At 50.6% G+C, this 25,786-nt stretch carries 22 protein-coding genes and 1 pseudogene; 18 read left to right on the forward strand and 5 right to left on the reverse strand.

What is annotated here, in order from left to right:
* Positions 1–57: 57 nt before the first annotated feature.
* Positions 58–2,604 (reverse strand): tetratricopeptide repeat protein, encoded by a 2,547-nt coding sequence (locus tag WH45_RS08865; protein ID WP_046214026.1) that lies wholly within the window; start codon positions 2,602–2,604, stop codon positions 58–60.
* A 162-nt stretch (positions 2,605–2,766) separates the two neighbouring features.
* Between WH45_RS08865 and WH45_RS08870 the strand changes: the two genes are divergently transcribed.
* The 10 genes from WH45_RS08870 (at position 2,767) to WH45_RS08915 (ending at position 14,960) form a co-directional block, all read left to right on the forward strand.
* Complete coding sequence (locus tag WH45_RS08870; protein WP_082096638.1) at positions 2,767–4,161, forward strand: MFS transporter; 1,395 nt, start codon at positions 2,767–2,769, stop codon at positions 4,159–4,161.
* A gap of 30 nt (positions 4,162–4,191) precedes the next feature.
* Positions 4,192–5,256: an NAD(P)-dependent alcohol dehydrogenase gene (locus WH45_RS08875; RefSeq protein ID WP_046214027.1), complete on the forward strand. Its 1,065-nt coding sequence runs from the start codon at positions 4,192–4,194 to the stop codon at positions 5,254–5,256.
* Positions 5,257–5,349: 93 nt separating this feature from the next.
* Complete coding sequence (locus tag WH45_RS08880) at positions 5,350–6,222, forward strand: ROK family protein (RefSeq protein ID WP_046214028.1); 873 nt, start codon at positions 5,350–5,352, stop codon at positions 6,220–6,222.
* Between the two features lie 352 nt (positions 6,223–6,574).
* A complete protein-coding gene (brnQ, locus tag WH45_RS08885; RefSeq protein ID WP_082096640.1) occupies positions 6,575–7,909 on the forward strand; it encodes a branched-chain amino acid transport system II carrier protein in 1,335 nt (444 codons plus the stop codon).
* A gap of 233 nt (positions 7,910–8,142) precedes the next feature.
* Positions 8,143–9,039 (forward strand): aldo/keto reductase, encoded by an 897-nt coding sequence (locus WH45_RS08890; RefSeq protein WP_046214029.1) that lies wholly within the window; start codon positions 8,143–8,145, stop codon positions 9,037–9,039.
* Positions 9,040–9,337: 298 nt separating this feature from the next.
* Complete coding sequence (locus WH45_RS08895; RefSeq protein ID WP_046214030.1) at positions 9,338–9,772, forward strand: hypothetical protein; 435 nt, start codon at positions 9,338–9,340, stop codon at positions 9,770–9,772.
* A complete protein-coding gene (locus WH45_RS08900) occupies positions 9,769–12,189 on the forward strand; it encodes a molybdopterin-dependent oxidoreductase (RefSeq protein ID WP_046214031.1) in 2,421 nt (806 codons plus the stop codon). Before WH45_RS08895 ends, WH45_RS08900 begins: the two co-directional genes overlap by 4 nt.
* An 87-nt stretch (positions 12,190–12,276) precedes the next feature.
* Positions 12,277–13,392, forward strand: a complete 1,116-nt coding sequence (locus tag WH45_RS08905) for a TDT family transporter (protein ID WP_046214032.1) — start codon at positions 12,277–12,279, stop codon at positions 13,390–13,392.
* Between the two features lie 341 nt (positions 13,393–13,733).
* The gene (locus tag WH45_RS08910; protein WP_046214033.1) at positions 13,734–14,459 is read left to right on the forward strand and encodes an SDR family oxidoreductase; all 726 of its coding nucleotides are present in this window, start codon (positions 13,734–13,736) and stop codon (positions 14,457–14,459) included.
* A gap of 66 nt (positions 14,460–14,525) precedes the next feature.
* On the forward strand, positions 14,526–14,960 hold the full coding sequence (locus tag WH45_RS08915) for a MerR family transcriptional regulator (protein ID WP_235338326.1): 435 nt from the start codon (positions 14,526–14,528) through the stop codon (positions 14,958–14,960).
* A 175-nt stretch (positions 14,961–15,135) separates the two neighbouring features.
* Here the strand turns inward: WH45_RS08915 and WH45_RS08920 are convergent, their stop codons facing one another.
* Positions 15,136–16,599, reverse strand: a complete 1,464-nt coding sequence (locus tag WH45_RS08920) for a glycoside hydrolase family 1 protein (RefSeq protein WP_046214034.1) — start codon at positions 16,597–16,599, stop codon at positions 15,136–15,138.
* 332 nt (positions 16,600–16,931) lie between these two features.
* Between WH45_RS08920 and WH45_RS23410 the strand changes: the two genes are divergently transcribed.
* From WH45_RS23410 to WH45_RS08935, 4 genes and pseudogenes are all read left to right on the forward strand, one after another.
* Positions 16,932–17,276 carry a hypothetical protein gene (locus WH45_RS23410; RefSeq protein ID WP_152663524.1) on the forward strand — a complete coding sequence of 115 codons (345 nt, stop codon included), beginning with the start codon at positions 16,932–16,934 and terminating at the stop codon, positions 17,274–17,276.
* Positions 17,219–18,028, forward strand: a pseudogene (gene yidC, locus WH45_RS08925) (membrane protein insertase YidC); the annotation flags it as partial. The gene WH45_RS23410 and the pseudogene yidC, both read left to right, overlap by 58 nt.
* 419 nt (positions 18,029–18,447) lie before the next feature.
* On the forward strand, positions 18,448–18,900 hold the full coding sequence (locus WH45_RS08930) for a CidA/LrgA family holin-like protein (RefSeq protein ID WP_046214036.1): 453 nt from the start codon (positions 18,448–18,450) through the stop codon (positions 18,898–18,900).
* The gene (locus tag WH45_RS08935) at positions 18,897–19,586 is read left to right on the forward strand and encodes an LrgB family protein (protein ID WP_046214037.1); all 690 of its coding nucleotides are present in this window, start codon (positions 18,897–18,899) and stop codon (positions 19,584–19,586) included. Before WH45_RS08930 ends, WH45_RS08935 begins: the two co-directional genes overlap by 4 nt.
* Positions 19,587–19,847: 261 nt before the next feature.
* On the opposite strand, the gene WH45_RS08940 is transcribed toward WH45_RS08935, so the two are convergent.
* Entirely contained in the window at positions 19,848–20,666 is an 819-nt protein-coding gene (locus tag WH45_RS08940; RefSeq protein WP_046214038.1) for a ZIP family metal transporter, read from the reverse strand.
* Positions 20,667–21,161: 495 nt separating this feature from the next.
* On the opposite strand from WH45_RS08940, the gene WH45_RS08945 reads away from it, so the two are divergent.
* The gene (locus tag WH45_RS08945; protein WP_046214579.1) at positions 21,162–22,115 is read left to right on the forward strand and encodes a cation diffusion facilitator family transporter; all 954 of its coding nucleotides are present in this window, start codon (positions 21,162–21,164) and stop codon (positions 22,113–22,115) included.
* 177 nt (positions 22,116–22,292) lie between these two features.
* Here WH45_RS08945 and WH45_RS08950 read toward each other — a convergent pair whose 3' ends face one another.
* Complete coding sequence (locus tag WH45_RS08950; protein WP_082096642.1) at positions 22,293–22,670, reverse strand: ArsR/SmtB family transcription factor; 378 nt, start codon at positions 22,668–22,670, stop codon at positions 22,293–22,295.
* Between the two features lie 265 nt (positions 22,671–22,935).
* Here WH45_RS08950 and WH45_RS08955 point away from each other — a divergent pair, with 265 nt between their 5' ends.
* The 3 genes from WH45_RS08955 to arsC all read left to right on the forward strand — a co-directional run bounded on the left by WH45_RS08955 (position 22,936) and on the right by arsC (position 25,178).
* Positions 22,936–23,280 carry an ArsR/SmtB family transcription factor gene (locus WH45_RS08955; RefSeq protein ID WP_046214581.1) on the forward strand — a complete coding sequence of 115 codons (345 nt, stop codon included), beginning with the start codon at positions 22,936–22,938 and terminating at the stop codon, positions 23,278–23,280.
* Between the two features lie 133 nt (positions 23,281–23,413).
* The gene (locus WH45_RS08960; protein WP_046214039.1) at positions 23,414–24,712 is read left to right on the forward strand and encodes an arsenical efflux pump membrane protein ArsB; all 1,299 of its coding nucleotides are present in this window, start codon (positions 23,414–23,416) and stop codon (positions 24,710–24,712) included.
* Positions 24,713–24,758: 46 nt separating this feature from the next.
* Complete coding sequence (arsC, locus tag WH45_RS08965) at positions 24,759–25,178, forward strand: arsenate reductase (thioredoxin) (RefSeq protein ID WP_046214040.1); 420 nt, start codon at positions 24,759–24,761, stop codon at positions 25,176–25,178.
* 98 nt (positions 25,179–25,276) lie between these two features.
* Here arsC and WH45_RS08970 read toward each other — a convergent pair whose 3' ends face one another.
* Positions 25,277–25,774, reverse strand: a complete 498-nt coding sequence (locus WH45_RS08970) for a DinB family protein (protein ID WP_046214041.1) — start codon at positions 25,772–25,774, stop codon at positions 25,277–25,279.
* Positions 25,775–25,786: the final 12 nt, after the last annotated feature.

Here is a 25,786-nt window from a genome sequence, read left to right on the forward strand (position 1 = left end):
TCCATGTCAAAAACCCATAGCAGCAATCGTGTTTACGTTGCTGTTATGGGTTTTTTGTTATTCTCGCGGCAAGCGCCGAAGTGAATCGTAAAAAGCTTTCACTTCCCGCTTGAGTCCCGCCAGTCGTCCCCAGGATTCAATACTGGTCAGCACGCTCAGGGTCAGCTGTATCGCTTCCTGATAACGACCTGTTTCTGCCAGCAGCCGGGCTGTTCCATACCGGTAAAAGATCAGTTCGATCTGATTCGGCTGCTCTTCATCGTACAGCAGCCTATCAAAAGCCAGTCGTGCCTGTTCATAATCGTTCTGCTTCATGTAAGCCATTCCCAGATGGTAATAGGCTTCAATTGTCTTCTCACCGCCGTAACTCTGACTGGTCTGATTGGCCTGTTCGTACAGAATAATAGCTTCGCTGTGCCTGCCTTCCATGGACAGCAGCTCTCCACGGATCAACAGTAATCGATGGAGAATCAGCGGTGAGTGGGGTTCAATCGATATATTTTCCAGGAGGGTATGGGCTTGAGTGAGCTGTCCGGTTTGCAGGTAACATCTTGCCTGCAGGGCCTTGCCGAGAATAAGCAGATCGGCGGCTTCGTAATCGGGTAGGCCGGATGACTGCAGTTCATGAATTCCTTGGGCAATATAGTGCAGAGCCTGCTGCGTCTCGCCGGTCTCGATCAGTGCCCAGCCTGCACCATCGATATAAAAGAGGGCAGCCTGCTGTATACGGCCGGCAGCACTGGCATAGCGGGCAGCTTTGAGGCAGTATTCGACCCGGGTCTCCAGATTGATGCGGCTCAGCAGATGAGTGATCCGCAGCATCAGCTGAATCAGTGTCTCCGGGTTATGGACATCTGCCCAGTGAAGCAGCTTCATTATATTGGGCCATTCCTGTTTGACCGGCTGGAGATCCCGTCCCAGCAGAAAGCTCCAGTATTCCTGATCCGGCTGCTGGCGCCGGAGATGCTGATCCAGATAGCCGATATAATACTCTGCCCACTGCCTGCGCATCTGCTGTTCCCGCTCCGAATGACGCAGCAGGTGCTGTTCACCATAAGCCAGCACGGTCTGATGTGCCCGGTAACGGACCTGACCATGGATTCGCTCGGACTCAATCAGTGCAAAGCTGCGCAGCTGGCGAAGCGCTTCATGAAAATGGTGTTCACTGAGCTGGGCAGCAGCTGCCCAGCTGTGCTCATCTGCCGATTCACCGAAAAAGCCAAGCGTCTGCCAAAGCTGGCGCGCTTCTTCCGTACAGCGTTCCCAGCTGCGTCCAAACAGATAATCGAACAGGGTGGAAAGGTTGTAACCGGCACGCTCAATCTCCTGAATCAGCTGACTGATCTCCAGTTCGTCATCGGCCAGATAGGCGATGCTGAGCGAGATCGCTTTGGGATTGCCTGCAGTTGCGGCAATCAGCCGCTCGATCATATCCGGGCTGGCAGACAGCAGCTGCTCCAGCCGCTGACGCCGGGCAGGCAGAATGCTCATGCTCAGATGATAGGCAGTCTCCTCCTGCAGATACTGCAGCGCTTCGTCACCCTGCAGGCCATTTAGCGTAATCGTATACATTTCCCGGGGAGAAAGATTGTGCAGCTGGCCATGATTTGCCCGGGCGGTCAGCAGTATTTTTACACCTTGCGGAGCAGATACGACAAATTCATGAATATCCGGGTGTGCGGTATCCATGCTGTCAACGATTAGCAGCACAGGCTGCTGTACAGCTGCGGCGGCGAGTGCATTGCGGACGACCAACTTTTTCTCGGCCAGCAGCTTCTCCAGCAGTTCCCTGCGGCCCAGCTGATAAGCGATCGTATCGAGAAAATCGCTGAGCGACAGACTGCCGGATTCGGCACTCACCCAGATGACATGAGCCATATCCGGCCAGATCAGCTCCGAAGAATGAGTATCTCCCTGTGCATAACCAAGACAGGCATAAGCGGTCTCCAGCGCAATCGTCGTCTTGCCCATGCCGCCCCAGCCGGTTAGCAGACAGACGGACGAGGGAGAGTGCAGCCAGTGAAGCAGATGGGACAGATCTTCCATCCGTCCGATGAATACTTCTGTTCGCCGGCTGGGCAGATTATGAGCAGTCTGATTTGCTTGATCCGAAGTCGAAGTCAGAGCCGACAGCTGGCCTTGAGGGAACAGCCGGTTTACGAGTCCGATTATCTGCTGTTCGTCAGGAGCGCCGTAAGTTTCATCCTCCAGCAGAACTTTTGCTTTGCGAAAACAGGACATCAGCCATTCGGGAGTGGGCGGATCAATGACCGGAATCGAAGTACATAACAGCAGATCGTTAAACCACCGCGGCGTCATCACTTCCTGTTCCATAATCATCCACAGCAGGGTGAACAGCTTGCTGTCCTCAATCCGGCTCGGAATATACTTTGCGCCCATTTGCCCGGTCCAGCTTTTGACCGTATTGGCGGATACACCGATCCGGGAAGAGATACGATCCATATACGATTCGGAGAACGAACGGCCCGAAGGGACCGCCTCCCGTTTCTTGCGCCTTGTCCGGTAATCGGGATGTTCCCTGAGCGCGGTGATGCCATCGGAAAGCAGTGCCGCAAAGCCTTCCTGATCTTCCAATTCTGCCATATGCTTCACGCTCCTTGGTATAATTTCAAAAATGTACAGCCGCACTGTACAAAATGGACAGTCCAAAATGATAGATAGCGATTCCATAAATATATACAATTTGGATGAAAACAATCAAGGCATGACTGAAATGCCTGTGATTTGGAAAGGAAGGATCGTTTAATGGATAACACTTTGGCAAAAGGGGTCGAGCTGCCTCATAACGATGCACAACCCGAACCATCCCACAAGCTCAGTGTGCTGGAGAAGCTCTCCTATGGCAGCGGGGACCTGGCGATTAATTTTTACTGGTCCATGGTGTTGACCTACATGCTGTTCTTTTATACGGATGTGGTCAAGCTTCCGGCAGCCGTAGTCGGTACGATGTTCCTGCTCGTGCGGATTCTGGACGGATTTATCGATCTGGGCATGGGCGCGATCATTGACCGTACACAGACCCGCTGGGGCAAGCTGAGACCATTTATTTTATTTGGCGCTGTTCCAATGGCGATAGTGGGCATACTCTGTTTCTCGGCACCCGACTTTGGCATGACCGGTAAAATTGTATACGCATACATCACTTACATCGCCATTATGGCGATGATGTCCTTTATCGGCACGCCTTATGGAGCACTGACCTCCGCGATGACGCAGAATCCGCTGGAACGTGTCAGCCTTTCCTCTTACCGGATTGTCGGTTCCATGATCGGCAGTATCATCGTGTCTGTCATGACGCCGATCATTATCGGTCATTTCTGGCCGGGCAACAACCAGGTAGGCTACCGGAACACACTGATGATTTACTCGGTATTTGCACTTGTATTCTACATGATCTGTTTTGCAGGCACCCGGGAGCGGGTTGCCGCGAAAAAGGCAGTGCCTCTGCCGTTCCGGAAATCCGCCAGAGTACTGCTGCTGAACAAGCCGCTGCTGCTCATTACCTTCATCTATCTGGTATTCCAGGCGGCAGCAGGAATTCGCTCTTCGATCTCTATTTATTATGTCAATTATAACCTGGACCGTACAGATCTGCTGTCCCTGTTCATGCTGATTACGTTCGGCGGCAATCTGATTGGTACACTGGCGGCTCCGCTGCTGACCAAATGGCTGGAAAAGAAAAACGCGATTATCCTCGGTCTGTCCGGTACGATCATCAGCGGAGTGGCGCTCTTCCTGACAGATTACAGCAATCTGCCGATGGTTATTTTCTGGACATTGCTGAGCAGTCTGATCGGCGGAATGCCGGCTGCTGTCATATGGGGAGCGCTGCCGGATACGGTGGAATACTCCGAATGGAAAACAGGCCATCGCACCGAAGGGCTGATCTACGGCATATTCAGCTTTGGGCAAAAGCTCTCTATCGCCATTTCCGGTGCATTGTCCGGGTATATTCTGCAGGTTACCGGTTATGTGCCAGAAGCGGTACAGACATCCACTGCATTGACGGGAATCGCTTTCCTGCTCTGTCTGCTGCCGGCTATTCTCAGTGCGCTCGGTATTATTGCCGCTCTGTTCTACAAACTTGATTCCAGGTTGTTCAACCGTATTTTGAACGATATGTATCACCAAAAAGCCTGATTACATTACGAAAAAGGAAGGGATATCCTAATGACCCAATCACAAGTACCAGCAACGATGAAAGCTGCCGTTATGCACAGCACACGAGAAATTCGAATCGAAGAAGTGCCTGTACCGGAGATCGGACCGGATGAAGTATTGATCAAGGTAATCGCCGTCGGCATCTGCGGCTCGGATCTTCATTATTATACCCATGGCAAAATCGGCACCTATGTTGTAGACAAGCCGTTTATACTCGGTCATGAATGCGCCGGCGATATCGCGGCAGTCGGTTCCAATGTTAGTCGCTTCCGGGTAGGCGACCGCGTAGCGATTGAACCCGGCGTTACCTGCGGCAAATGTGAAGCCTGCAAGTCAGGCAGATACAATCTGTGTCCGCATGTGGAATTTCTGGCGACTCCTCCGTATGATGGAGCCTTTGTACAGTATCTGAAAATGCGTGAAGACTTTGTATTTCCAATTCCCGATGAACTGTCTTATGAAGAAGCAGCCCTCGTGGAGCCGTTCTCTGTAGGTATTCATGCAGCAGCCCGTACAAAGCTGCAGCCGGGTACGTCAATTGCCATTATGGGTATGGGACCTGTTGGATTGATGGCTGTAGCGGCAGCCAAAGCTTATGGGGCATCGACCATTATCGTGACCGATCTGGAGCCGCTCCGCCTGGAAGCAGCAAGGAAAATGGGGGCAACGCATGTCATCAATGTGCTGGAACAGGATGCTGTGGAAGAGATCAGGAACATTACCGGAGGACGCGGCGTGGAGACGGCCTGGGAGACCGCCGGCAATCCCAAAGCGCTCCAGTCGGCACTTGGCAGTCTGGCACGCGGCGGCAAGATGGCGATTGTTGGTCTGCCTGCACAGACGGATATTCCGTTCAATGTACCGTTTATCGCCGATAATGAAGTGGATATTTACGGCATTTTCCGTTATGCCAATACGTATCCAAAAGGCATCGAATTCCTCTCCTCCAGCGATATTGATGCAACCGTGCTGATCACGGACAAATATCCACTGGAACAGACCTATGAAGCGATGGAGCGGGCGCTGAATCACAAGAGCGAATGTCTCAAAGTCGTCGTATACCCCAACGCTTAACAGACGCAGAACAAGTCGGCAAGTGAACCGGAGAGGGTATCCTGTAAAGGATGCCTTTTTCCAATTCAAATAAACAAGAGAGGCAGTGGAGAGATGACGATACTGGGCGCGATTGAAGCAGGAGGTACCAAGTTTGTATGCGGGATCGGAGACGAGCAGGGACATATTCATGACCGGGTCAGCTTTGCAACCACGACACCGGAAGAGACGATGCGACAGGTTATTCAGTATTTTGAAAGGAAAGATGTGCAGGCGATCGGGTTAGGTTCCTTTGGACCGATTGATCCGATAGTGGGCAGTCCAACGTATGGTCATATTACATCCACGCCCAAGCCGCACTGGGCCCGGTACAATCTGATCGGGAAGCTGCAAGAACATTTCGATGTTCCGATGAAGTTTGATACGGATGTGAACGGCGCTGCTCTCGGTGAATATACATGGGGAGCCGCGAGAGGACTGGGCAGCTGTCTGTACATTACCGTCGGTACCGGAATCGGCGCCGGAGCGGTGGTTGGCGGTTCTCTGCTGCAGGGACTGTCCCATCCGGAAATGGGTCATATTCTCGTACGCCGTCATCCGGAAGACGCTTACCAGGGCCACTGCCCCTATCACAATGACTGTCTGGAAGGACTGGCTGCTGGACCGGCGATTGAGGCACGCTGGGAGCAAAGTGGTTCTGATCTGCCGGAAGACCATCCTGCATGGTCGATGGAAGCCTTTTACCTGGCACAGGCGCTGATGAGTTACATACTGATTCTGTCGCCGCAGAAAATTATTATGGGCGGCGGTGTAATGAAGCAAAGTCATCTGATGCCAGAGATCCGTAAACATGTAAAACAGCTGCTGAACGGATATGTACAGCATCCGTCACTGCTGGATCATATGGACAAGTATATTGTTGCTCCGAATCTCGGTGATGATGCCGGCCTGAGCGGTGCGCTCGCGCTGGCCAAACAACTATTATAATTGCAACTCTATAAGGCGCCGGCGTACATTTATGTAGGCTCCGGCGCCTTTTTGGATAATTATCATTGAGCCATTTGCAATAGTGGGTTAAAATATAACCTTGTGCGTGAGATATGCTTTAATCACATTGAGCTGGGGGCGGCAAAAGCAGCGGAACAGCGGCCATTCACGTTTCTTCGCACCTTTATACATCGGCGCGTTGAAGCAGGACAGTCTGATTGGCAGCATGGTCCGTAAATGAAAAGAATTTCGAACGCATGGCATCCGTAATCCGGGCACTGTAGGAGTGGAGAGAATTACCTGGACCGGATGACAAACAGAATTGAATAGCGATTCATCGGAGGTTCGTTCTTTGGAGAAAAAAATACCATTTTCATTCATCGTTGTTATTGGATTAATGCTGTTTGCGCTCTTTTTCGGTGCAGGGAATCTTATCTTCCCTACCATGCTGGGCCAATCTGCCGGAACGAACTTCTGGCCGGCCAATATTGGCTTTTTGATTACAGGAGTAGGTCTGCCTACACTGGGCGTGATTGCGCTCGGATTCTCCGGCAAGGATGATCTGCAATCACTCGCCAGCCGGGTACATCCGGTATTCGGTATTGTATTTACAACCGTGCTGTATCTGGCGATCGGACCGCTGTTCGCGATTCCGCGGACCGGTAATGTTTCGTTTGAGATCGGCGTCAAGCCTTTTCTGGCTGCCAACCAGTACACAATTGCGGCAGCTGTCTTTTCGATTATTTTCTTTGGCATTACCTGTTTCTTCTCGCTCAACCCGGCACGGATTGTCGATATTGTCGGCAAAGTACTCACTCCAATCAAGCTGACATTTATCAGCGTACTTGTTATCGTGGGGCTGCTGTATCCGATCGGTGTATTCCGGGAACCAACCGAGAAGTATACGACCCATGCCTTTTTTAACGGTTTCCAGGAAGGCTATCTGACCATGGATGCGCTGGCAGCATTTGTATTCGGCATTATTGTCATCAATGCCATTCGCAGCCGCGGAGCGACCAGCCGCAGACAGATCGTTACGGTCTGTATCAAGGCAGCCTGCATTGCAGCCGTGATTTTATCGGTTCTCTATGTATCCCTGTCCTATATTAGTGCATCCACAGTAAATGCATTTGGATACCTGGAGAATGGCGGACAGATTCTGGCACGGATGTCCAGTTATTACTTTGGCACATCCGGCGGTATATTCCTAGGACTGATGATTACGATTGCCTGTCTGACGACCAGTATCGGTCTGATCACATCCTGTGCATCCTACTTCAGCAAACTGATGCCGCGTTTTACCTATAAAAAGCTGGTCGTTGGTCTGTGTATCTTCAGTGCAATTATTGCCAATATCGGACTGAATGAGCTGATCACCATCTCTGTACCGGTGCTCACAATCATTTATCCGCTGGCGATTGTGCTCATGTTCCTCACCTTCTGTCACTCGCTGTTCAAAGGAGAGCGCCTTGTCTATCAGGGCAGCATGCTGCTCGTATTCATTATCAGTCTTGCCGATGGACTAAAAGCAACGCCGTTCCATTTGGCTGCGATCGATCAGTTCCTGGCCAGCTATCTTCCGATGTATACGATTGGTCTGGGCTGGATACTGCCTGCGATCATCGGAGCAGTCGGAGGTTATATAATCAGTATGATTCGCAAGGATTCCGAACTGGTCAACTCCTGATGATTGGCTGTACAGACGAAATTCACCTATTATAATGAAAGTTCCCGAAGCCCGGACAGTGCAGCAGCTGTCCGGGCTTTTTTATCACTACGATATAAATTCAGCAGAAATCTGCTACTTTTCCATAAATAGGGTAATACATAACGTACGGCAACATAGAACAGGCAGTGCAGCGCTATCTTGCAGGCTGCTGCAAAAGCTCCAACCCACATAACTGAAGGAGGCTGTATCGTATGGAAAAGCGTAAATATGGAAATACGGATATGCATGTGAGTGTGCTTGGTTTTGGCGGTTCGGAAATTGGAAGCGGTGTCTCACAGAGCGAAGTGGATCAGCTGCTGCACAGTGCACTGGATGCCGGACTGAATATTATTGATACGGCAGAATGTTACGGAGACAGTGAGGAACTGATCGGCAACGCACTGGCAGACCGGCGTGATGACTATTATCTGTTCAGTAAATGCGGTCATGCCGCAGGCTTCGAAGCGCCGGATTGGGATCGCAATATGCTGGAGCAGAGTATCGACCGCAGTCTACGCCGCCTGCAGACCGATCACCTGGATATGATTCACCTGCACAGCTGTTCGGAAGAGATTTTGCGCCGGGGTGAAGTGATTGACGTACTCCAGCGTGCCAAGCAGCAGGGCAAGACACGCTATATTGGATACAGCGGAGACAGCAGTGACGCACTGTATGCGATTGAGACAGGTGTATTCGACAGTCTGGAGACTTCGGTCAATATTGCCGATCAGGAAGCCATTTCCCTGACGATTCCGGCTGCACGTGAGCGCGGGATGGGCATTGTAGCCAAGCGCCCGATTGCCAATGCAGCCTGGACACGCGAACAGGTAGAGCCGCAGGATTATGCCTTTGTCTACTGGAACCGTCTGCGCGATCTGAATTATACCTTCCTGCAGGATGACGATGTGCAGAATAGTATCAAACAGGCACTACGCTTCACATTGAGCATTCCCGGTGTGGATACGATGATTGTCGGCACTACCAAGCCAAACCGCTGGTCTGAAAATGCTGCTCTGATCGCCGATGGTGTGCTCTCCCAGGAAGAGTTCGACCGTATCCGTCAGCGCTGGTTCGCCATTGCGGAATCCGAGTGGGTAGGACAGATCTGATCAATTCCCTTTTCCTGATGAAATGATGATCTCCATCAATAGTCTCATCCATAAATTCCGAATAGCCTATAGTTCTGCTGATATGACGGCAGGATTATAGGCTATTTTTCATGATTTCATATGTAGGGGTATGCATATTTCAAATTCGGGTAATGGCTTATGGACCTTATATAACTATAGCGATCCGCCAAACTTGAACTTTATGTACATTAATCGATGTTTATTCATTTAGCTTATGTAAAAGAAGTATGCAGCGTACTGATCTAATAACAGATTCCTATACCCAAGGAGGTACAGCATGAATTTATTACTGCCTTACTGCCAGGCAATGGCAGAGGATGTGCAGCAGGTGCTGGAACAGACCGCCCCGATGCAGCATCCGCTGATCGAACTGATCCGTTACTCGCTCAAGGAACAGGAGGAAGCGCTGGATAAGCTCATTCCACTGCTGGAAGCAGACTCCGACTTATCCAAGCTGGCACTGGATGAGATTCGCCCGTACCTGTCGATGCTGTATCAGAATAATGAAGTGTCGGAGCCGACGATGCGCGCATGGATTCGAGCGGTGCACTGGATGCCTTCATTTGAGACTGAACATACGGAGCAGGTCCGCAGCCGGTATGAACATATGCGTGAGCAGCTGGATGATATGGCTGCAGCATTGAAGCAAAATTATGGTCAGGCAGCGATCAAATACGTTGTACCGACCTTTTATCTGGAGGTGAGCCTGTGAGCTGGCAAAAAGAACGGATTGATATGAATATATACAGTCAGGGTGAAGTGGACAAATGGGTGTACAGCACCTGCAATATTTGCTCAATCGGCTGCGGCTGCCATATTGCCGTCAAGGATGACCGGATCGTCGGCATCAAAGGCAATGGTCAGCATCCGATCAACCGCGGCCGTCTTGGTCCCAAAGGGGAAAATCAGTGGTATGCCAACAATAGCCCGGATCGACTGCTAACCCCGCTGATCCGCCGGGAAAATGGTCAGCTGGAGCCGGCGAGCTGGGAAGAAGCGATGGAACTGATCGTTTCCAAAGCGAGAGAATCGCTGGAGCGTCAGGGCAGCAACAGCATTGCCATTTATTCGACCGGTCAGGGCTATCTGGAAGACTATTATACGATTGCCAAAATCGGCCGTGCCGGTCTGCATACCCACCTGCTGGATGCCAATACCCGGCTCTGCACAGCGACGACAGAGTTCTGCCTGCTGCAGTCGTTTGGAGCAGACGGTACGCCGGCTTCCTTTGACGATGTGGATGTGACCAATACGCTGATGCTGTTCGGACATAATGTAGCCGAGACAGGTACGGTGCTGCATGAGCGGATTATGCAGCGCAAGCAGCGGGAAGGCAAGCCCTACATCATAGCGGTGGACCCGCGTCATACGCTCACTGCCCGGCATGCGGATCTGCATTTGCAGTTGATTCCGGGAACCAATGTTGCGCTGCTCAATGGACTGGTTCATCTGATGATCAAGAATGGGGATATAGATCGCGATTTTGTCGATCAATATACGATCGGTTACGAAGAAATGCAGCAGTCGGTAGCGGACTGGACACCGGAGAAGACGTCGAAGATTACCGGCATTCCGGTGGAGCAGCTGCATGAAGCAGCCTCTGTACTGGGACAGACGCCATCTATGGTGACTACGACGCTGCAAGGAACATTCCAGAGTGCGGATGCGACAACAGCCTGTGTGGCGATCAATAATATGCATCTGATTCGCGGACAGATCGGCAAGCCGGGCTGCGGCCCGCTGCATATGGCCGGTCAGCCAAGCTCCTCGGCCAATCGCACCGCAGGAGGTGTAGGCACGTACCCGGCGCAGCGCAATCCGATGAATCCACAGCATCTGCAGGAGATGGCCGACCTGTGGAACGTGGAGGAAGAAACGCTGCCTGCCGGTCCGGAAAAAGGGATTGAAGAGCAGCTGGACATGATCGAGCAGGGGAAAGTGACCTTCTTCTGGAACATTGGCACCAATCCGATGGTCTCCCTGCCCAACCGCAGGCGGGCACGCAAAGCGCTGGAGAAAATATTCGTCGTCGTGCAGGACCCATTCCTGACCGAAACGGCCAAGGTCGCGGATGTCATACTGCCTGTCGCACTCTGGGGAGAAAAGGAAGGCACAATGGAAAATGCCGACCGTACGATCAATGTGCTGCGCAAAGCGATAGAGCCGCCGCAGGGAGTGAAAAGCGATCTGCAGATTCTGATCGACTTTGCCCGCCGGATGGAACTCAAGGACAAGGACGGTCAGCCGCTGATCGGTTACTCCACGCCGGAGGAATGCTTTGAAGAATGGAAAATTGTCTCGCGCGGTCGTCCATGTGATATGACCGGCATGACCTACAACAAGCTGGAGCAGCATAACGGCATGCGCTGGCCAGCCAACGAGCAGCACCCCGAAGGAACGCCGCGCTTATACAGCGACTATCATTTCCCGACAGATGTGGATTATTCCCAGAGCTATACCAAGGATCAGTTCAGCGGCCGCGCCCTGAGCCGTGACGAGTTTGTACGCAAGCAGGCCAATGGCAGAGCGATTCTGCATGCGACCCGTTATCTGCCGCCGACCGAACAGCCGAATGAAGAATATCCGATCTGGCTCACGACCGGCAGACTGGTCTGGCACTGGCATACCCGGACCAAGACGGCCCGTTCGCCGTATTTGCAAATGGCTGCGCCCAATGCCTATGTGGAGATCCATGAGGACGATGCCGCCGCATTATCGATCATACAGGGAGAAGTCGTGCGCATTAGCTCACCGCGCGGCTGGATAGAAGTGCCCGCCCGGATCGGTACGGCGGTACAAAAAGGACTTGTATTTGTGCCGTTCCATTATGGCAGCTGGGAAGGGCATGAGTCGGCCAATGACCTGACAGCCGATTTTACCGATCCGCTGTCCAAGCAGCCCACGTTCAAACAGGCTGCCTGCCGAATCGACAAGCTGCGTAAGCAGCATATTGTGGCAGGCGAAGAATCGGCTGATTATATCGCCGAACAGTATCAGCTGACGGTCGAGCATCTGCTGCAGGCCAACCGGCTCGTCACGCCGTATGATATTCAGTCCGGTCAGACCCTTGAAGTTCCGATCTCGGTCATTAACACGCCAATGCCGCCCTATATTCCGCAGCGTGGATAAATGGATATGCAATACAGCAATACGGGCGTACACTACTCCGGTGATATGGTATACTAGAGCTTATATCCGTTATAAAGGAGACTCAATATGCTGATTATTTTGCTGCTGTGCTGCATGATCGTGGGACTGATTGCATTTAGTGGCAACAAACATTTGTATGTCGCACCAACTGCAGCCGGCAGCATCGTTATGGCGCTCGGTATTTTCATTCAGGGAGTATGGCAGCATATGTCGGGTCTGGGGCCGACCAGTCTCATTACGAGACTGCTGGTTATCGGAACGGCAATCATCTGGCTGTATCTGCTCGTTAGTTATATTGCCTCCATCCGCCGGTCCAGTTTTTACCGGGATCATCTGGGTGATCCGGTACAGCGGTTTGGAGTGGGAACCTGGGTAGCGGGAACCTCGACGCTGCTGAATAATTTGTTTGCTTCATTTACATGGGGCTGGGCGCAGGAGACCATTCATATCCTGGCGGTACTCAATGTGGGCCTGTGGTTGTTTTTACTGTATTTTATATGTCTCGGCTGGTATCAGATAGTATTGCAAAAGCAGTACGAACGGGTGCATGGCATTCTTATGCTGTCTGCCGTCTCCACCCAGTCGATTGTGCTGCTGTTCCATCAGGTGTTCAATAATGGTTATGTGGCATTCTGGCTTAATCAGGCGATGATTATACTTGGGTTCGTATTTTACTTGATGAGTGCTTCGCTGATTCTGTACCGTTATAGCCGCAAGCCGGAGCGTCTGGTGCCGGATTGGACGGATACGAATTGTACGCTGTATGGAGCACTGGCAATTACCGGAGCTGCGGTACAGGCGACTCATGCCTGGAGTGATACTACCATTATTGCGCTATGGTGGATTACACTGCTGATTCTGATTGCAGTGGAATGTACCGAAGCACTGCGTGCCATCCGGCGAATTCGCCAAAAAGGCTGGCGTCATGGTATCGGCGTTTATAATACGGCGCAGTGGACACGACTATTTACACTCGGAATGTTCTATTTCTTCACAATGCGGATTGAGCAGCTTTTTACGGAGCATACCGGGTCGGCGCTGGCGCTGGGCATACACCGCTGGGTTCTAAGCGGTGGTGCATGGGTAATCAGCATTCTACTGATTGTGGAATTGGTGCTATGGATTCAGGCTTTGTCTATCCGTCGCTTTTCCCGCATGGAGGCGGACAGCAGCCATCCTTGAGAATGATAAGGAATTAGTACTCGATGCGGTAAGGAATGGACAGAATAGAAGTACTCGGCTGCATACCCGGGCAGCAGCGCACAGACAGGCATTTGAGCAAAATCGATAGTACAATAGTTGGATGATGCACAAAGAATAATAAAAGATCGTACCTGCTTTTTGAACCGGAGGGTTAGCTGCTGCAGTTGTATGCAACAAGTCCTGCCAGCCGCACCGGAAAAGAGCAGTGTACGATCTTTTTTATATTTCCGCAGAAATAAGCTTGACTTGGAGTGTACTCCAAGTTGTAGTCTTGCTGTAGGCGGCCGCTACACTACAGCATTCCAAAGGAGACGGTATAGATGATTCAGGAACAGACGGTTTTGATTACAGGCGCGAATAAAGGTATCGGTTATGAAGCAGCACGTCAGCTGGGTCAGCAGGGATATTACATTTTCCTGGGAGCACGTCAGCAGACCAATGGGCAACAGGCGGTAGAGCAGCTGCAGAGCGAAGGCATCCGGGCCGAGTACGTACATATCGATGTGACTGACCCGGCTACGATTCAGAGTGCGGCCGAGCAGATTCGCCAGCAGTCCGGATCACTGGATGTGCTGATCAACAATGCAGGTATAGCCATGGGCGGCAATGTACCGAGCGAACAGTCAATTGAAGAGATCCGCAGTGTGTACGAAGTGAATGTGTTTGGTACGATTCAGGTTATTCAGGCGATGCTGCCTCTGCTCAAAGAAGCACCACAAGGACGCATCGTCAACGTATCCAGCGGACTCGGATCACTCGCCTTCAACAGCGATCCGGCGCATGAACATTATGGCGCCAACCCGCTGGGCTACAACAGTTCCAAAACAGCGATGAATGCAGTCACCGTCCTGTTTGCCAAAGAATTCACCGATACCCCGCTCAAGATCAACTCGGTCGATCCAGGCTATACCGCCACAGATCTGAACGGCAACAGCGGCCCGCGTACCGTGGAACATTCGGCCGGGACCGTGATCGGCTTGGCGGTAATTGACGAGAACGGTCCTTCCGGACAATTTTTCGATGAAACCGGACCCATTCCCTGGTAATATATATGTATACAGGGTGGAGATTCCTTTTTTATAAAAAGGCTGCCTGAGGAGAGGGTGAACAGCATGATGATTGAGATTCCGGACATGCCAATGACGATACGCGAAGCTTCGGAGCTGACAGGGCTGAGCGAGGATACGCTGCGCTATTATGAGCGTATCGATCTGCTGCCGCCGGCGCAGCGCAAGGCCAATGGACATCGATATTACACGGCTGAGCAGGTACGGGGCATCATTTTCATGACCCGGCTCAAATCAACCGGGATGACACTGGAAGAAATGAAAGCGTTCCGTGCTCTCATCAAGCAGGGCAGCAGTACACTGGAGCTGCGCAAGTCGATCCTGCGGCAGCAGCATGATCGCATCGGCAGCGAAATCCAGCGGCTGCGGGATATACAGGACGTGCTCGAGTACAAAATCAATTATTTTGACCAGTTGTCCGCCAATCCGCAGCTGGAAGATACAGGCTGCGATCTGCCCGATCCACCTCGCAAGCGGTAAAATGCTCTGTCGCTTATATTTAAATGTTCACATTCCCATCATAAAAGCAGATGTATCCCATCGTTCGCTTCAAAATGCAGTACAACAGAATTTTTTCAACCCAAAAAGCAGCTGTCCGCGTAAAGCCGGGACAGCTGCTTTTTTATTTCACAATATCAACGCCAGCTGCATGTCGTTACAGCTGCTCACCATTGCTGGCAATAACCTGTTTGTACCATGCAAAGGAATCTTTTCTCGAGCGGGCCAGTGTGCCGTTGCCATCGTCATCCTGATCGACATAAATAAAGCCGTAGCGCTTGGACATCTCGGAGGTGGACATGCTCACCAGGTCGATCGGTCCCCAGGCGGTATAGCCCATCAGATCGACGCCATCCTTGACCGCTTCCTTCATCTGTTCGATATGCTTGCGCAGGTATTCGATACGATAGCTGTCGTGAATGGAGCCATCCGCTTCGACTTTGTCATACGCACCGAGACCATTTTCCACAATAAACAAAGGCTTCTGGTAGCGATCATAAAAGCTGTTCAGGGTAACGCGCAGGCCAACCGGATCAATCTGCCAGCCCCAATCGGATGCTTCCAGATAAGGGTTTTTGATACCCATCATCAGATTGCCTGCGGTCTGATCGGCATTATCGCTTGCTGCGACCGTTATGCTCATATAGTAGCTAAAGGAGATATAGTCAACGGTATACTGTTTGAGCAGTTCATCGTCGCCAGCTTCTTTGTGCAGAACGATATTATTCTCCGCAAAATAACGCTCCATGAATTTCGGATATTCACCACGTGCATGTACATCGGTGAAGAACAGGTTCATCTGGTTGGCGAGCTGTGCTTTGCGAATATCTTCAGGATTGCAGCTGTTCGGATACGTCTCCATACGTGCCAGCATACAGCCGATCTTGGCATCCGGAATGATCTCATGACACAGCTTGGTGGCGATGGAGCTGGCGACGAACTGATGATGCAGTGCCTGGTACATGCCCTGCAGCTTGTTGTCCAGACGATCCACGACTACGCCGCCTCCGGTAAATGCGCTGATCGTAATTATATTGATTTCATTAAAGGTGAGCCAGTATTTGACTTTGTCCTTGTAGCGATTAAATACAGTCTCTGCATAGCGTGTAAAATGATCCACTACTTCGCGGCTGACCCAGCCATTGTATTTCTGTGTCAGACCGAGCGGAGTCTCGTAGTGGGAAAGGGTCACAAGCGGCTCTATACCATGCTTGAGCAGCTCATCAAATACATTATCGTAAAATTGCAGCCCTTCCTCGTTCGGCTGCTCATCATAACCATTCGGGAAAATGCGGGACCAGTGGATGGACATACGGAATACCTTGAAGCCAAGCTCCGCGAAGAGAGCGATATCTTCCTTGTAGCGGTGATAGAAATCAATGCCATCACGCTTCGGGAAACGGGCTTCGAACTCGCCGCTCAGAATCTGCTCGATCCGCTTAGAGCTGATCTCCATCGCATGGGAAATGTCGGCGCTGCGCTGGTCCTTGGGAATATAGGCGATCATGTCCGCGCTGGACAATCCTTTGCCGCCTTCGTTATAAGCACCTTCCAGCTGGTTGGCAGCCGTGGCGCCGCCCCACAGGAAGTTCTCCGGGAAACCTTTGATTACACTGGACATAGATATAACCTCTTTCTGTTGGGAAGTAGTGGGAACCGGGAGGCAGACAATGCTCGAAATCATAATTACGAGCCGAAGGCAATAAAAAAAACCTAAACCGGAACAAAAGCAGCATCATCCGATGCCGGTTTCGTTGCCAATTTAGGTTTTGCCTGCTTCACCAGTAACAATCCTGTGTTTTGTTGTACACCCACATTGTATATCATCGAAAAAACGTTTTCAAGTTTTTGTGGATGTTCACCAATTTGACGATCCTATTGTCGATTTTTGTCTTATGGAATTGCTTTTGGTAACGTATAATAGATATATTATGACATAAGGAGGTGAAGACTTTGGCCGAGTTCCATGATTTGCTCCCGTATCTGCTATCGATCGGGCTTATTCTGACGGTGAGTTATGCCTATATTGCTCATCTGTACTGCGGCATTACCGAATTTTGGATGTTTGGCGACAGATCCTGCCAGCATTACTTTTATCCATTGATTCTGTCCATCACCAGCCATCCTGCACCACTGCGCCTGTCGCGCATGATTCGCAGGAAAGAAGCACCTGACGATGACAGTTCCGATTGCATGGCCTCGTTGATCCCAGGTAGGAATTATCAACGAGGAGGAACAACATGGAAACGTTCAAGGGATTCACATTTACGGGGAAAAGAGGCCGCTTATACGGCCTGATCATTGCATTGATGATGGTGGTACTGCTGTCCGGCTGCGGCACGGGCGGCGCTACGGAGATTCATTCGGATACACCGGGATTTTTTAATCATTATGTCGTATTTCCGCTGTCCTATAGCATACAGCATATCGCGTCATGGTTTGGCGGCAGCTACGGTCTGGCGATTATCGTCTTGACCCTGATTGTACGGCTTGCTGTGATGCCGCTTATGATGAGACAGGCCAAATTACAGCAGGTTATGAAGCAAAAAATGAGTGTTATGCAGCCGGAGCTGGACCAGCTCAAGCAAAAGTACGAGAACAAAACCGATGCTGCTTCCAGACAAAAGCAGCAGCAGGAAATGATGGAGATCTACAAAAAGCACAGCTTCAATCCGCTGAATATCGGTTGTCTGCCGATTTTGATCCAGCTGCCAATTCTGTCCGGGATGTACACAGCCATTCGGCTGACGCCGGAGCTGTCCACGCATTCCTTTCTCTGGTTCAAGCTGGGACATCCCGACTGGATCATGGCGATCGTCGTGGCGGTGCTGTATCTGATCCAGGCCAAAATTTCACAGGTCAATATGACCCCTGAGCAGCGCAAGCAGTTCGCAGTCATGGGTTATATTTCACCACTGATGATGGCATTCTTCTCCTTCAGTGCACCGGCAGCGATGCCGCTCTACTGGATGGTCAGCGGATCGTTCCTGATTCTGCAGACGCTGCTGTTCCAGCGGATGTACCCGGCTCAGCCTGCAGCAGCCGTCGCCGATGTTGCCGTACCGGCAGCAGCGCTGGACGCCGCATCTGCTGTATTGGATCATGAAGCGCAGCGGACAGCACCAGCTGCCAACAAGCAGCGAAAAGGCAAAGGCAAGTCTTCCAAAAACAAAGCTAAATCACAAAAACCGTCATCCAATGCGAACTCTGCCGGTGTCTGAAATAAGCTAATGTTCACCTGTTAGCGACAAGCTGCTGGATAGGAGTACCGTTTATACAGATACAGAGGAAATTATCGAATTACCCTTATCTGTTCTTGAATTCGAGCCATCCCCTACACAGCGGGATGGCTTTTCTTTGAAAAAATCTACATACCTATTGTTCGATAATGGGCAGTTTTCTGGTAAGCTATATGTATATAGATACGATACTGGTATAGAGAGAATACGAGAGTGAAGGGAAATGAGTCATGAAATTTGTCAAAATTATTGTCCAGATCATGCTGCTGTATGTGATCTATCTGGCTGGCAGTTATCTGCAGGAATGGCTGAGTCTGCCGATCCCCGGTAGTATTATCGGCTTGCTGCTGCTGTTTATAATGCTGTTATGCCGGGTGATCCCAGTCTCCTGGATCGAGAGCGGCAGTACGATTATATTATTTTATCTCCCGCTGTTTTTTATCCCGGCGACGGTAGGTGTGATGAATCATCTTGATCTGTTTGCCGGTAAAGGCTTGCTGCTGGTCGTTGTAGTCATTGTCAGCACGATACTCACGATTGCCGTAGCCGGTCATGTGAGCCAGTGGCTGGCAGGCGGGCCTGGAGCGCGGAAAACCGAGCAGCCAACAGGCAAGGATGAACCGAGACAGACAGCTGCCAGCAGAAATGCGGTTCAATATCGGGAAAAGGAGACACGGATATGAGTGGAATCCTGAGTGCAGTCATTGTACTGCTAACCGTACTGATCTATGCAGTGATGGCAATCATCTACAAGAAATTCAAGCTGCCTATTCTGATGCCTGCCCTGACGGGGACAGCGATCATCGTCATTATTCTGTTAAATCTGAATATTTCGTACAGTACCTATATGGAGGGCGGGCAGTGGATCAATAAGCTGCTCGGACCGGCAGTAGTCGCACTCGCCTACCCACTGTACAAGCAGCGTCATCAGCTGCTGAAGAACTGGCTTCCCATCGTCGGTGGATCGCTGGCAGGCGTATTTGCAGGCATGCTCAGTGGTATGCTGCTGGCACTGGCATTCGGTTTTAGCAAGCCGTTCATTTTATCGATTGTACCCAAATCGGTCACTACGCCGGTAGCGATCCAGATTGTGAATCATCTCGGTGCGGATTCTTCGCTGACTTCAGTATTTGTCATGATCGCCGGATTCACCGGAGCGGTATGCGGCGTCTATCTGCTCCGACTGTTCCGCATCCATCATGTGATCGGCAGCGGGATTGCGCTGGGCAGCTCTTCTCATGCACTCGGTACCGCCAAAGCGATGGAGATCGGAGAGCAGGCATCTTCGATGAGTTCGATAGCCATGACGATCAGCGCGATTGTCGCTTCCTTTATCGCTCCGCTGGTCGTATGGATCGTTTTCCATTAATGATGCTGTAAAATCAGGAACAGATCTTTCTTGATTGTGGTACTGCTATGATTGGGAACATAACACATGCAGAATACATTTTATCCAAATAAAAGCTAAGCTCTAACGTATAATAGAGCTTAGCTTTTATTTTGCTTATGCTGGTAGAAGATGAAAGGTCAATAAAGCTTACAGTGCGATTCTTATATGGCACCGAAGTAATTAAATTATAGCTTTTTTTCGAGTTAGGGTTGTAATGGATGCCGAGTCGAAGCGCCAAATTTAGCCCAGCGCCACATCCAGAATCATCATCACGGTGAATCCGATCATCAGACACATCGAGGCAAAGTCCTTGTTGCCTTTTTCCTGCGAGCCCGGAATGACTTCTTCCGCAACTACAAAGATCATCGCACCTGCAGCAAAGCAGAGTGCATACGGCAGCAGCGGATCGATCAGCGTTACGGCCAGTACACCGAGTACAGCGGCAATCGGTTCGACCATCCCGGATAATTGTCCATAGAAAAAGGCTTTGCGGCGGCTCATGCCTTCACCGCGCAGCGGCATGGATACGGCGAGCCCTTCCGGGAAGTTCTGGATACCGATACCAATCGCCAGCGCCACCGCACCGGCAAGTGATTCGGTGGAAGTGCCATTGGCTACAGCGCCAAAAGCGACACCGACCGCCAGGCCTTCGGGGATGTTATGCAGTGTAATGGCGAATACGAGCAGCGTACTGCGGCGTTTGTTTTTGGTACCCATGCCTTCCGCCTGGTTGCTGCTGGAGGAAGGGTGAATGTGCGGAATGACTTTGTCCGCTCCCCACAGAAACAGTCCGCCCAGCATAAAACCAACGGCCGCCGGAATCCAGGGTGGCAGGGAACTGTCTTCCGACGCCATTTCCAGTGCAGGAGCAATCAGGGACCAGAAGCTGGCAGCAATCATGACACCGCCAGCAAAGCCGAGCATCCCGTCATATACTTTCTGATTCAGATTCTTGGAGGTAAAGACCAAGGCCGCTCCAACGGCGGTCATCCCCCAGGTGAAGAGTGTAGCCACCAGCGCCTGCATTGCTGGTGTCAGGCCGGTAAAGAAATCAATCATATGTAACAGTCACACTCCTCGTCTCATTGGTCATAGCAGGGTAGATAGGCTGCTGCTATGTTTGATTACCCCAATCCGGAGAATACACATCATTAGATTGCTATCCAGATTTGAAAAGGGTAATGAACGGCCTGGCAGAGAAGGAAAGCGAGCAGAAAAAAGGCCGATTTTTCCTGTTCTTCTGATGCGGCTTGCCAGACCGTAATTTGTGTACTATAATCAACACATGAACAATTGCTCATATGTTATTTGGAATTAAAAATAGGTTAATATATGGCAAAGGAGCGAATAATGATGAACTTTACAAGCCGTAACAATCTTCCAACTGACAAAGATAGAACGAGCGAGCATAATCAATCCTCCGTCACAGCGGATCATGCTCATGAATCAGTACTTACCCATGCCAATCATAATCATACCGATAATCAATCTGCGCATGATCATGCCAATCATTCTCATGATGTAGCCGTGCATGATCACACCGGTCATTCGGCTCTGCATAAGGATTCTGCCCAGACGCACGCAGGTCATTCCCACCAGCATGGACATGGTCACAGCCACGGTCATGGTCATTCCCATGCACATAATGCGAACAAAAAGGCGCTTGGCCTGGCTTTCTTCCTGATCGCCGCCTTTATGATCGTGGAAGTGGTCGGCGGACTGATGACCAACAGTCTGGCGCTGCTCTCGGATGCGGGTCATATGTTCAGCGATGCTGCTGCACTGGGCTTGAGCTTTGTCGCGATGGTCTGGGGACAGCGTCAGGCGAGTGGGACCAAGACCTACGGATACAAGCGCTTTGAAGTGCTGGCAGCATTTCTGAACGGGATTGCGCTGGTCGTCATCTCGCTCTATATTTTCTGGGAGGCGTTCCAGCGGTTCAGCGAACCACAGAGCATTATGAGTTCAGGTATGCTGACAATTGCCATTATCGGGTTGATCGTCAATATACTGGCGGCCTATATCCTGATGAAAGGCGACACTTCCGAGAATCTGAATATTCGCAGTGCCTTTTTGCATGTAATGGGGGATCTGCTCGGCTCGGTGGGGGCGATTGCAGCGGCGCTGCTGATTATGTTTTTTGGCTGGACACTGGCAGATCCGATTGCCAGTATTATCGTAGCTGTACTCGTGCTGATCAGCGCGTACCGGGTCACCCGGGATTCGGTACATATTCTGATGGAAGGCACACCGGTGAATATTCATACCGAAGAGATCACTCGCGAATTAGCCGGTATTCCGCATGTACAGGGCGTACATGATCTGCATGTATGGTCGCTGTCATCGGATCTGCCGCTCCTGAGCTGCCATCTGATTATTGATAATGCCGCGAATGGGAGCGAGATTATGAGGTTAGCGCGTGAACTGATCCAGAAGCATTACGGTATCGGCCATATTACCATTCAGCTGGATACACCGGATATGGATTGCCAGGGTAACAAACATTAGCCGGGGTTATGCCATCATCCCTTTGCTGGAATCCAATAGACCAAATTAATGCAGAAAAAAGGAAGCTTCCGAGATGGAGGCTTCCTTTTTGTATAGACTATCGAATATAAGCTGTTTGACTAAGCCGGTATATGGATGGCTGAAATGAGCAAAAGTATATCCCAATTGATACCGTGATTATTTATGAATCAAATGCTGGTGGGTCTGCTTGAAAATCTCTTCCACATGATGGTCATCCAGCGAATAAAATACCGTTTTGCCTACTTTGCGCGGTTTGACGATACGCATATTGCGCAAATAGCGTAATTGGTGAGACACCGCGGACTGGGTCATATCGAGTACTTCACAGATATCATGGACACAGAGCTCTTTTTCCAGAATGGCATAGATCAACCGAACACGTGTCGGATCACCCAGCGCTTTGAAAATCTCGGCCATCGACAGAGCGGTATCATTACTGATCAGTTCCTGCTTCATACGAGCAAGTTCCTGCTGTGAAGCTTCCGTAGCATCGTTGCAATGACTGCATTCTTCTATAATGGCTTCCTGCTTCACGTTCTTTCACCTTCCTCGTAGATCATATGCTATCATTATAGCAAAAATCGTTGCGATTACGAATAGTGGAAATAAAAAAGGAATCTTGCTTACTGCTGAAGATTGACGATTGTTTTTTTATCCATTACTATATAAGCATATCATTATATAGTAATTAACGCTGCTGCTTCCCGCTATGGCATTATAGACTATATAACGATGGATAGCCTGTCGGCATTCCATAACAGGAGGGATCAGGTTGGATACAGAGCTTCACTTTAACAAGCTGGATCAGATGACAGAGCTGGCAGAACAGATTAAGCTGCTGGGAGACCGTACAAGGCTGATCATGCTTGCTTTGCTTCGAGACCGAGAATGGTGTGTATGTGATTTTGTAGACCTTTTTCACATTTCGCAGCCGGGCATTAGCCAGCATATGCGCAAACTGAAATCTCACAAGATCGTCAAGGAAGAACGCCGTGGACAGTGGGTCTATTACTCGCTGAATGTTGCGGACAAGCCGCATATTCAGGCGGTGTTGGAACATCTTCCTCCCACTGAAGAGATTCTGCGCATGCTAAACAAGCCAGAAGCAGGCAGCTGCAGCACGGATACAGATCGCTGCTGCTGAGGTATTCTGCCATGCGAATTATCGATACACTTCGGATAATGACGGGTAAAGTTAGGAAATGACTGATTCAACAGGCAGACTGTCTGTTTAACAGTACGAATATTGTGATGCTGATGATCTGGAGGAAGTTACCTTGCTTACTGTAATACTTGCTGTTGTTATTTTTGTGGTCACTCTGACCTTTGTCATCTGGCAGCCGAAGAATCTGTCAATTGGCTGGTCGGCATGCGGGGGAGCGGTGCTGGCACTGCTGGCTGGAGTGGTCACTCTGCAGGATGTCTGGGATGTGACGCAGATTGTCTGGAATGCGACGCTTGCTTTTGTCGCGATTATCCTGATATCCCTCATACTGGACAAGATTGGATTTTTCGAATGGGCAGCTCTACATATGGCACGTATTTCTCACGGAAACGGGCTGCGCATGTTTATCTATGTGTCTCTGCTTGGTGCGGTTGTGTCCGCATTGTTCGCCAACGATGGTGCCGCGCTTATTCTGACACCGATTGTACTGGCAATGGTACGAGCGCTGAAGCTGAGCGAGAAGCATATTTTTCCGTTTATTATGGCGAGCGGATTTATCGCGGATACGACTTCGCTGCCGCTTGTCGTCAGCAATCTGGTCAATATCGTCTCGGCGGATTATTTCCATATTACCTTTATGGAGTATGCCGGACGGATGATTGTACCGAATCTGTTTGCGCTTGGAGCGAGCATTCTGGTGCTGTATCTGTTTTTCCGCAAAAGTATTCCATGTTCCTTTGATGAGCGCAATCTCAAGCCGCCGGTAGATGCGATCAGGGATGTGCGCATGTTTCGGCTGTCCTGGTGGGTGCTCGGGCTGCTGCTGGTTGGCTACTTTGTCAGTGAATTTTTCAATATTCCGGTCTCCCTCGTAGCGGGTCTGATTGCGATCTTTTTCCTGATTATGGCGAACCGCAGTGATGTAGTGCCGACACGTGAAGTAGTAAAAGGAGCACCATGGGCCATCGTATTTTTCTCTATCGGTATGTATGTAGTCGTCTATGGACTGCGCAACGCCGGTCTGACCGATGTGCTTGCAGATGTGATTCAGGTAGCGGCAGATCACGGTCTGTTCGCAGCGACGATGGGCATGGGCTTCCTGGCTGCTCTGCTGTCTTCGGTCATGAATAATCTGCCAACCGTATTGATCGATGCACTGGCGATCCAGAGTACAACAGCTGCAGGCGCGATCAAGGAAGGATTAATCTATGCCAACGTCATTGGCTCCGATCTGGGCCCCAAAATTACACCGATCGGTTCACTGGCGACGCTGCTCTGGCTGCACGTACTCAGCGGCAAAGGAATCCGCATCTCCTGGGGATCGTATTTCAAAACCGGGATTATCCTGACGATTCCTACCTTGTTCCTGACGCTGCTGGGGCTTTATCTGTGGCTGTTGTTAATTCTTTAGCTTGTATCTGGTTTTTCATTAAAAGAATTTAAAGGAGTGGTATGTAATGGAAAAGAAAACGATCTATTTCCTCTGTACAGGCAATTCATGCCGCAGTCAGATGGCTGAAGGCTGGGCCAAAAAGTATCTTGGAGAGAACTGGAATGTGTATAGTGCCGGCATCGAAGCCCATGGACTCAATCCCAATGCGGTCAAAGCAATGAATGAGGTAGGTATCGACATCTCACAGCAGACATCCGATATAATCGACATGGAACTGCTCAATCATTCCGATATGGTCGTTACCCTGTGCAGTGATGCGGATGATAAATGTCCGGCTACACCTTCTCATGTACGCCGCGAGCATTGGGGATTCGATGATCCTGCCAAGGCCGAAGGCAATGATGCGCAGAGATGGGGCGTATTCCAGCGTGTGCGTGATGAGATTGGTAACCGTATCAAAAGCTTTTCCCTGACCGGCATGTAATTGGCCGCCCTACATCTTCGAATAGAATACCTATGCAAAGTAAATCCCGGTGTGCTCATGAAAAGGCGCACCGGGATTTACTTTGCAATGATCCTGTTCTATTGGAATCTAATTTCCCAGCAGCCCTGCAGTTTGCGCAGCAGGACAATCTGACCGGCATGATAGCTGTCATGAAGCATCCAGCTGGCCAGCTGTTCACCGATCTGTACATCTTCGGAAGAGTAGAGTGCGGCCAGATCATCATCTGTATAGGAGGCGATTTGTTCCCTTAACGCATCGGAGATTCGGGTGACTTCGGCGACCAGGTCATTCCACTGCTGCTCCTGCTCAGGGTCTCCAGGTTCACCAAAAGTCTCCAGATTGGTAGCAGCTTGTGGTCCCGGGTCCTGATTCTGAAGCTTGTTCAGCACTAACCGGTTATAATAAGCGATATGGTTAACGTACTGCCAGATCGTCAGATTATTCCCCTGCGGACGCCATGCTGCCTGGGCAGCTGTTAATCCTTCCAACGCTACAGATAACGGTACGATCCAGCTCTCATCTTTCCAGCTTTGATCTTTTTGAAGCAGCAGTAACTCGGCGGCGCTTACAGTCATTTTTGTTCCTCC

Source organism: Paenibacillus wulumuqiensis (assembly GCF_000971965.1).
In the GTDB taxonomy this organism is placed as follows: Bacteria; Bacillota; Bacilli; order Paenibacillales; family Paenibacillaceae; genus Saccharibacillus; species Saccharibacillus wulumuqiensis.

Bases quoted from the DNA above. Each gene is read 5' to 3' on its own strand.
- WH45_RS08865 (WP_046214026.1), bottom strand. From the start codon at position 2,604: ATGGCAGAATTGGAAGATCAGGAAGGCTTTGCGGCACTGCTTTCCGAT.
- WH45_RS08870 (WP_082096638.1), top strand. From the start codon at position 2,767: ATGGATAACACTTTGGCAAAAGGGGTCGAGCTGCCTCATAACGATGCA.
- WH45_RS08875 (WP_046214027.1), top strand. From the start codon at position 4,192: ATGACCCAATCACAAGTACCAGCAACGATGAAAGCTGCCGTTATGCAC.
- WH45_RS08880 (WP_046214028.1), top strand. From the start codon at position 5,350: ATGACGATACTGGGCGCGATTGAAGCAGGAGGTACCAAGTTTGTATGC.
- WH45_RS08890 (WP_046214029.1), top strand. From the start codon at position 8,143: ATGGAAAAGCGTAAATATGGAAATACGGATATGCATGTGAGTGTGCTT.
- WH45_RS08895 (WP_046214030.1), top strand. From the start codon at position 9,338: ATGAATTTATTACTGCCTTACTGCCAGGCAATGGCAGAGGATGTGCAG.
- WH45_RS08905 (WP_046214032.1), top strand. From the start codon at position 12,277: ATGCTGATTATTTTGCTGCTGTGCTGCATGATCGTGGGACTGATTGCA.
- WH45_RS08910 (WP_046214033.1), top strand. From the start codon at position 13,734: ATGATTCAGGAACAGACGGTTTTGATTACAGGCGCGAATAAAGGTATC.
- WH45_RS08915 (WP_235338326.1), top strand. From the start codon at position 14,526: ATGATGATTGAGATTCCGGACATGCCAATGACGATACGCGAAGCTTCG.
- WH45_RS08920 (WP_046214034.1), bottom strand. From the start codon at position 16,599: ATGTCCAGTGTAATCAAAGGTTTCCCGGAGAACTTCCTGTGGGGCGGC.
- WH45_RS08930 (WP_046214036.1), top strand. From the start codon at position 18,448: ATGAAATTTGTCAAAATTATTGTCCAGATCATGCTGCTGTATGTGATC.
- WH45_RS08935 (WP_046214037.1), top strand. From the start codon at position 18,897: ATGAGTGGAATCCTGAGTGCAGTCATTGTACTGCTAACCGTACTGATC.
- WH45_RS08940 (WP_046214038.1), bottom strand. From the start codon at position 20,666: ATGATTGATTTCTTTACCGGCCTGACACCAGCAATGCAGGCGCTGGTG.
- arsC (WP_046214040.1), top strand. From the start codon at position 24,759: ATGGAAAAGAAAACGATCTATTTCCTCTGTACAGGCAATTCATGCCGC.
- WH45_RS08970 (WP_046214041.1), bottom strand. From the start codon at position 25,774: ATGACTGTAAGCGCCGCCGAGTTACTGCTGCTTCAAAAAGATCAAAGC.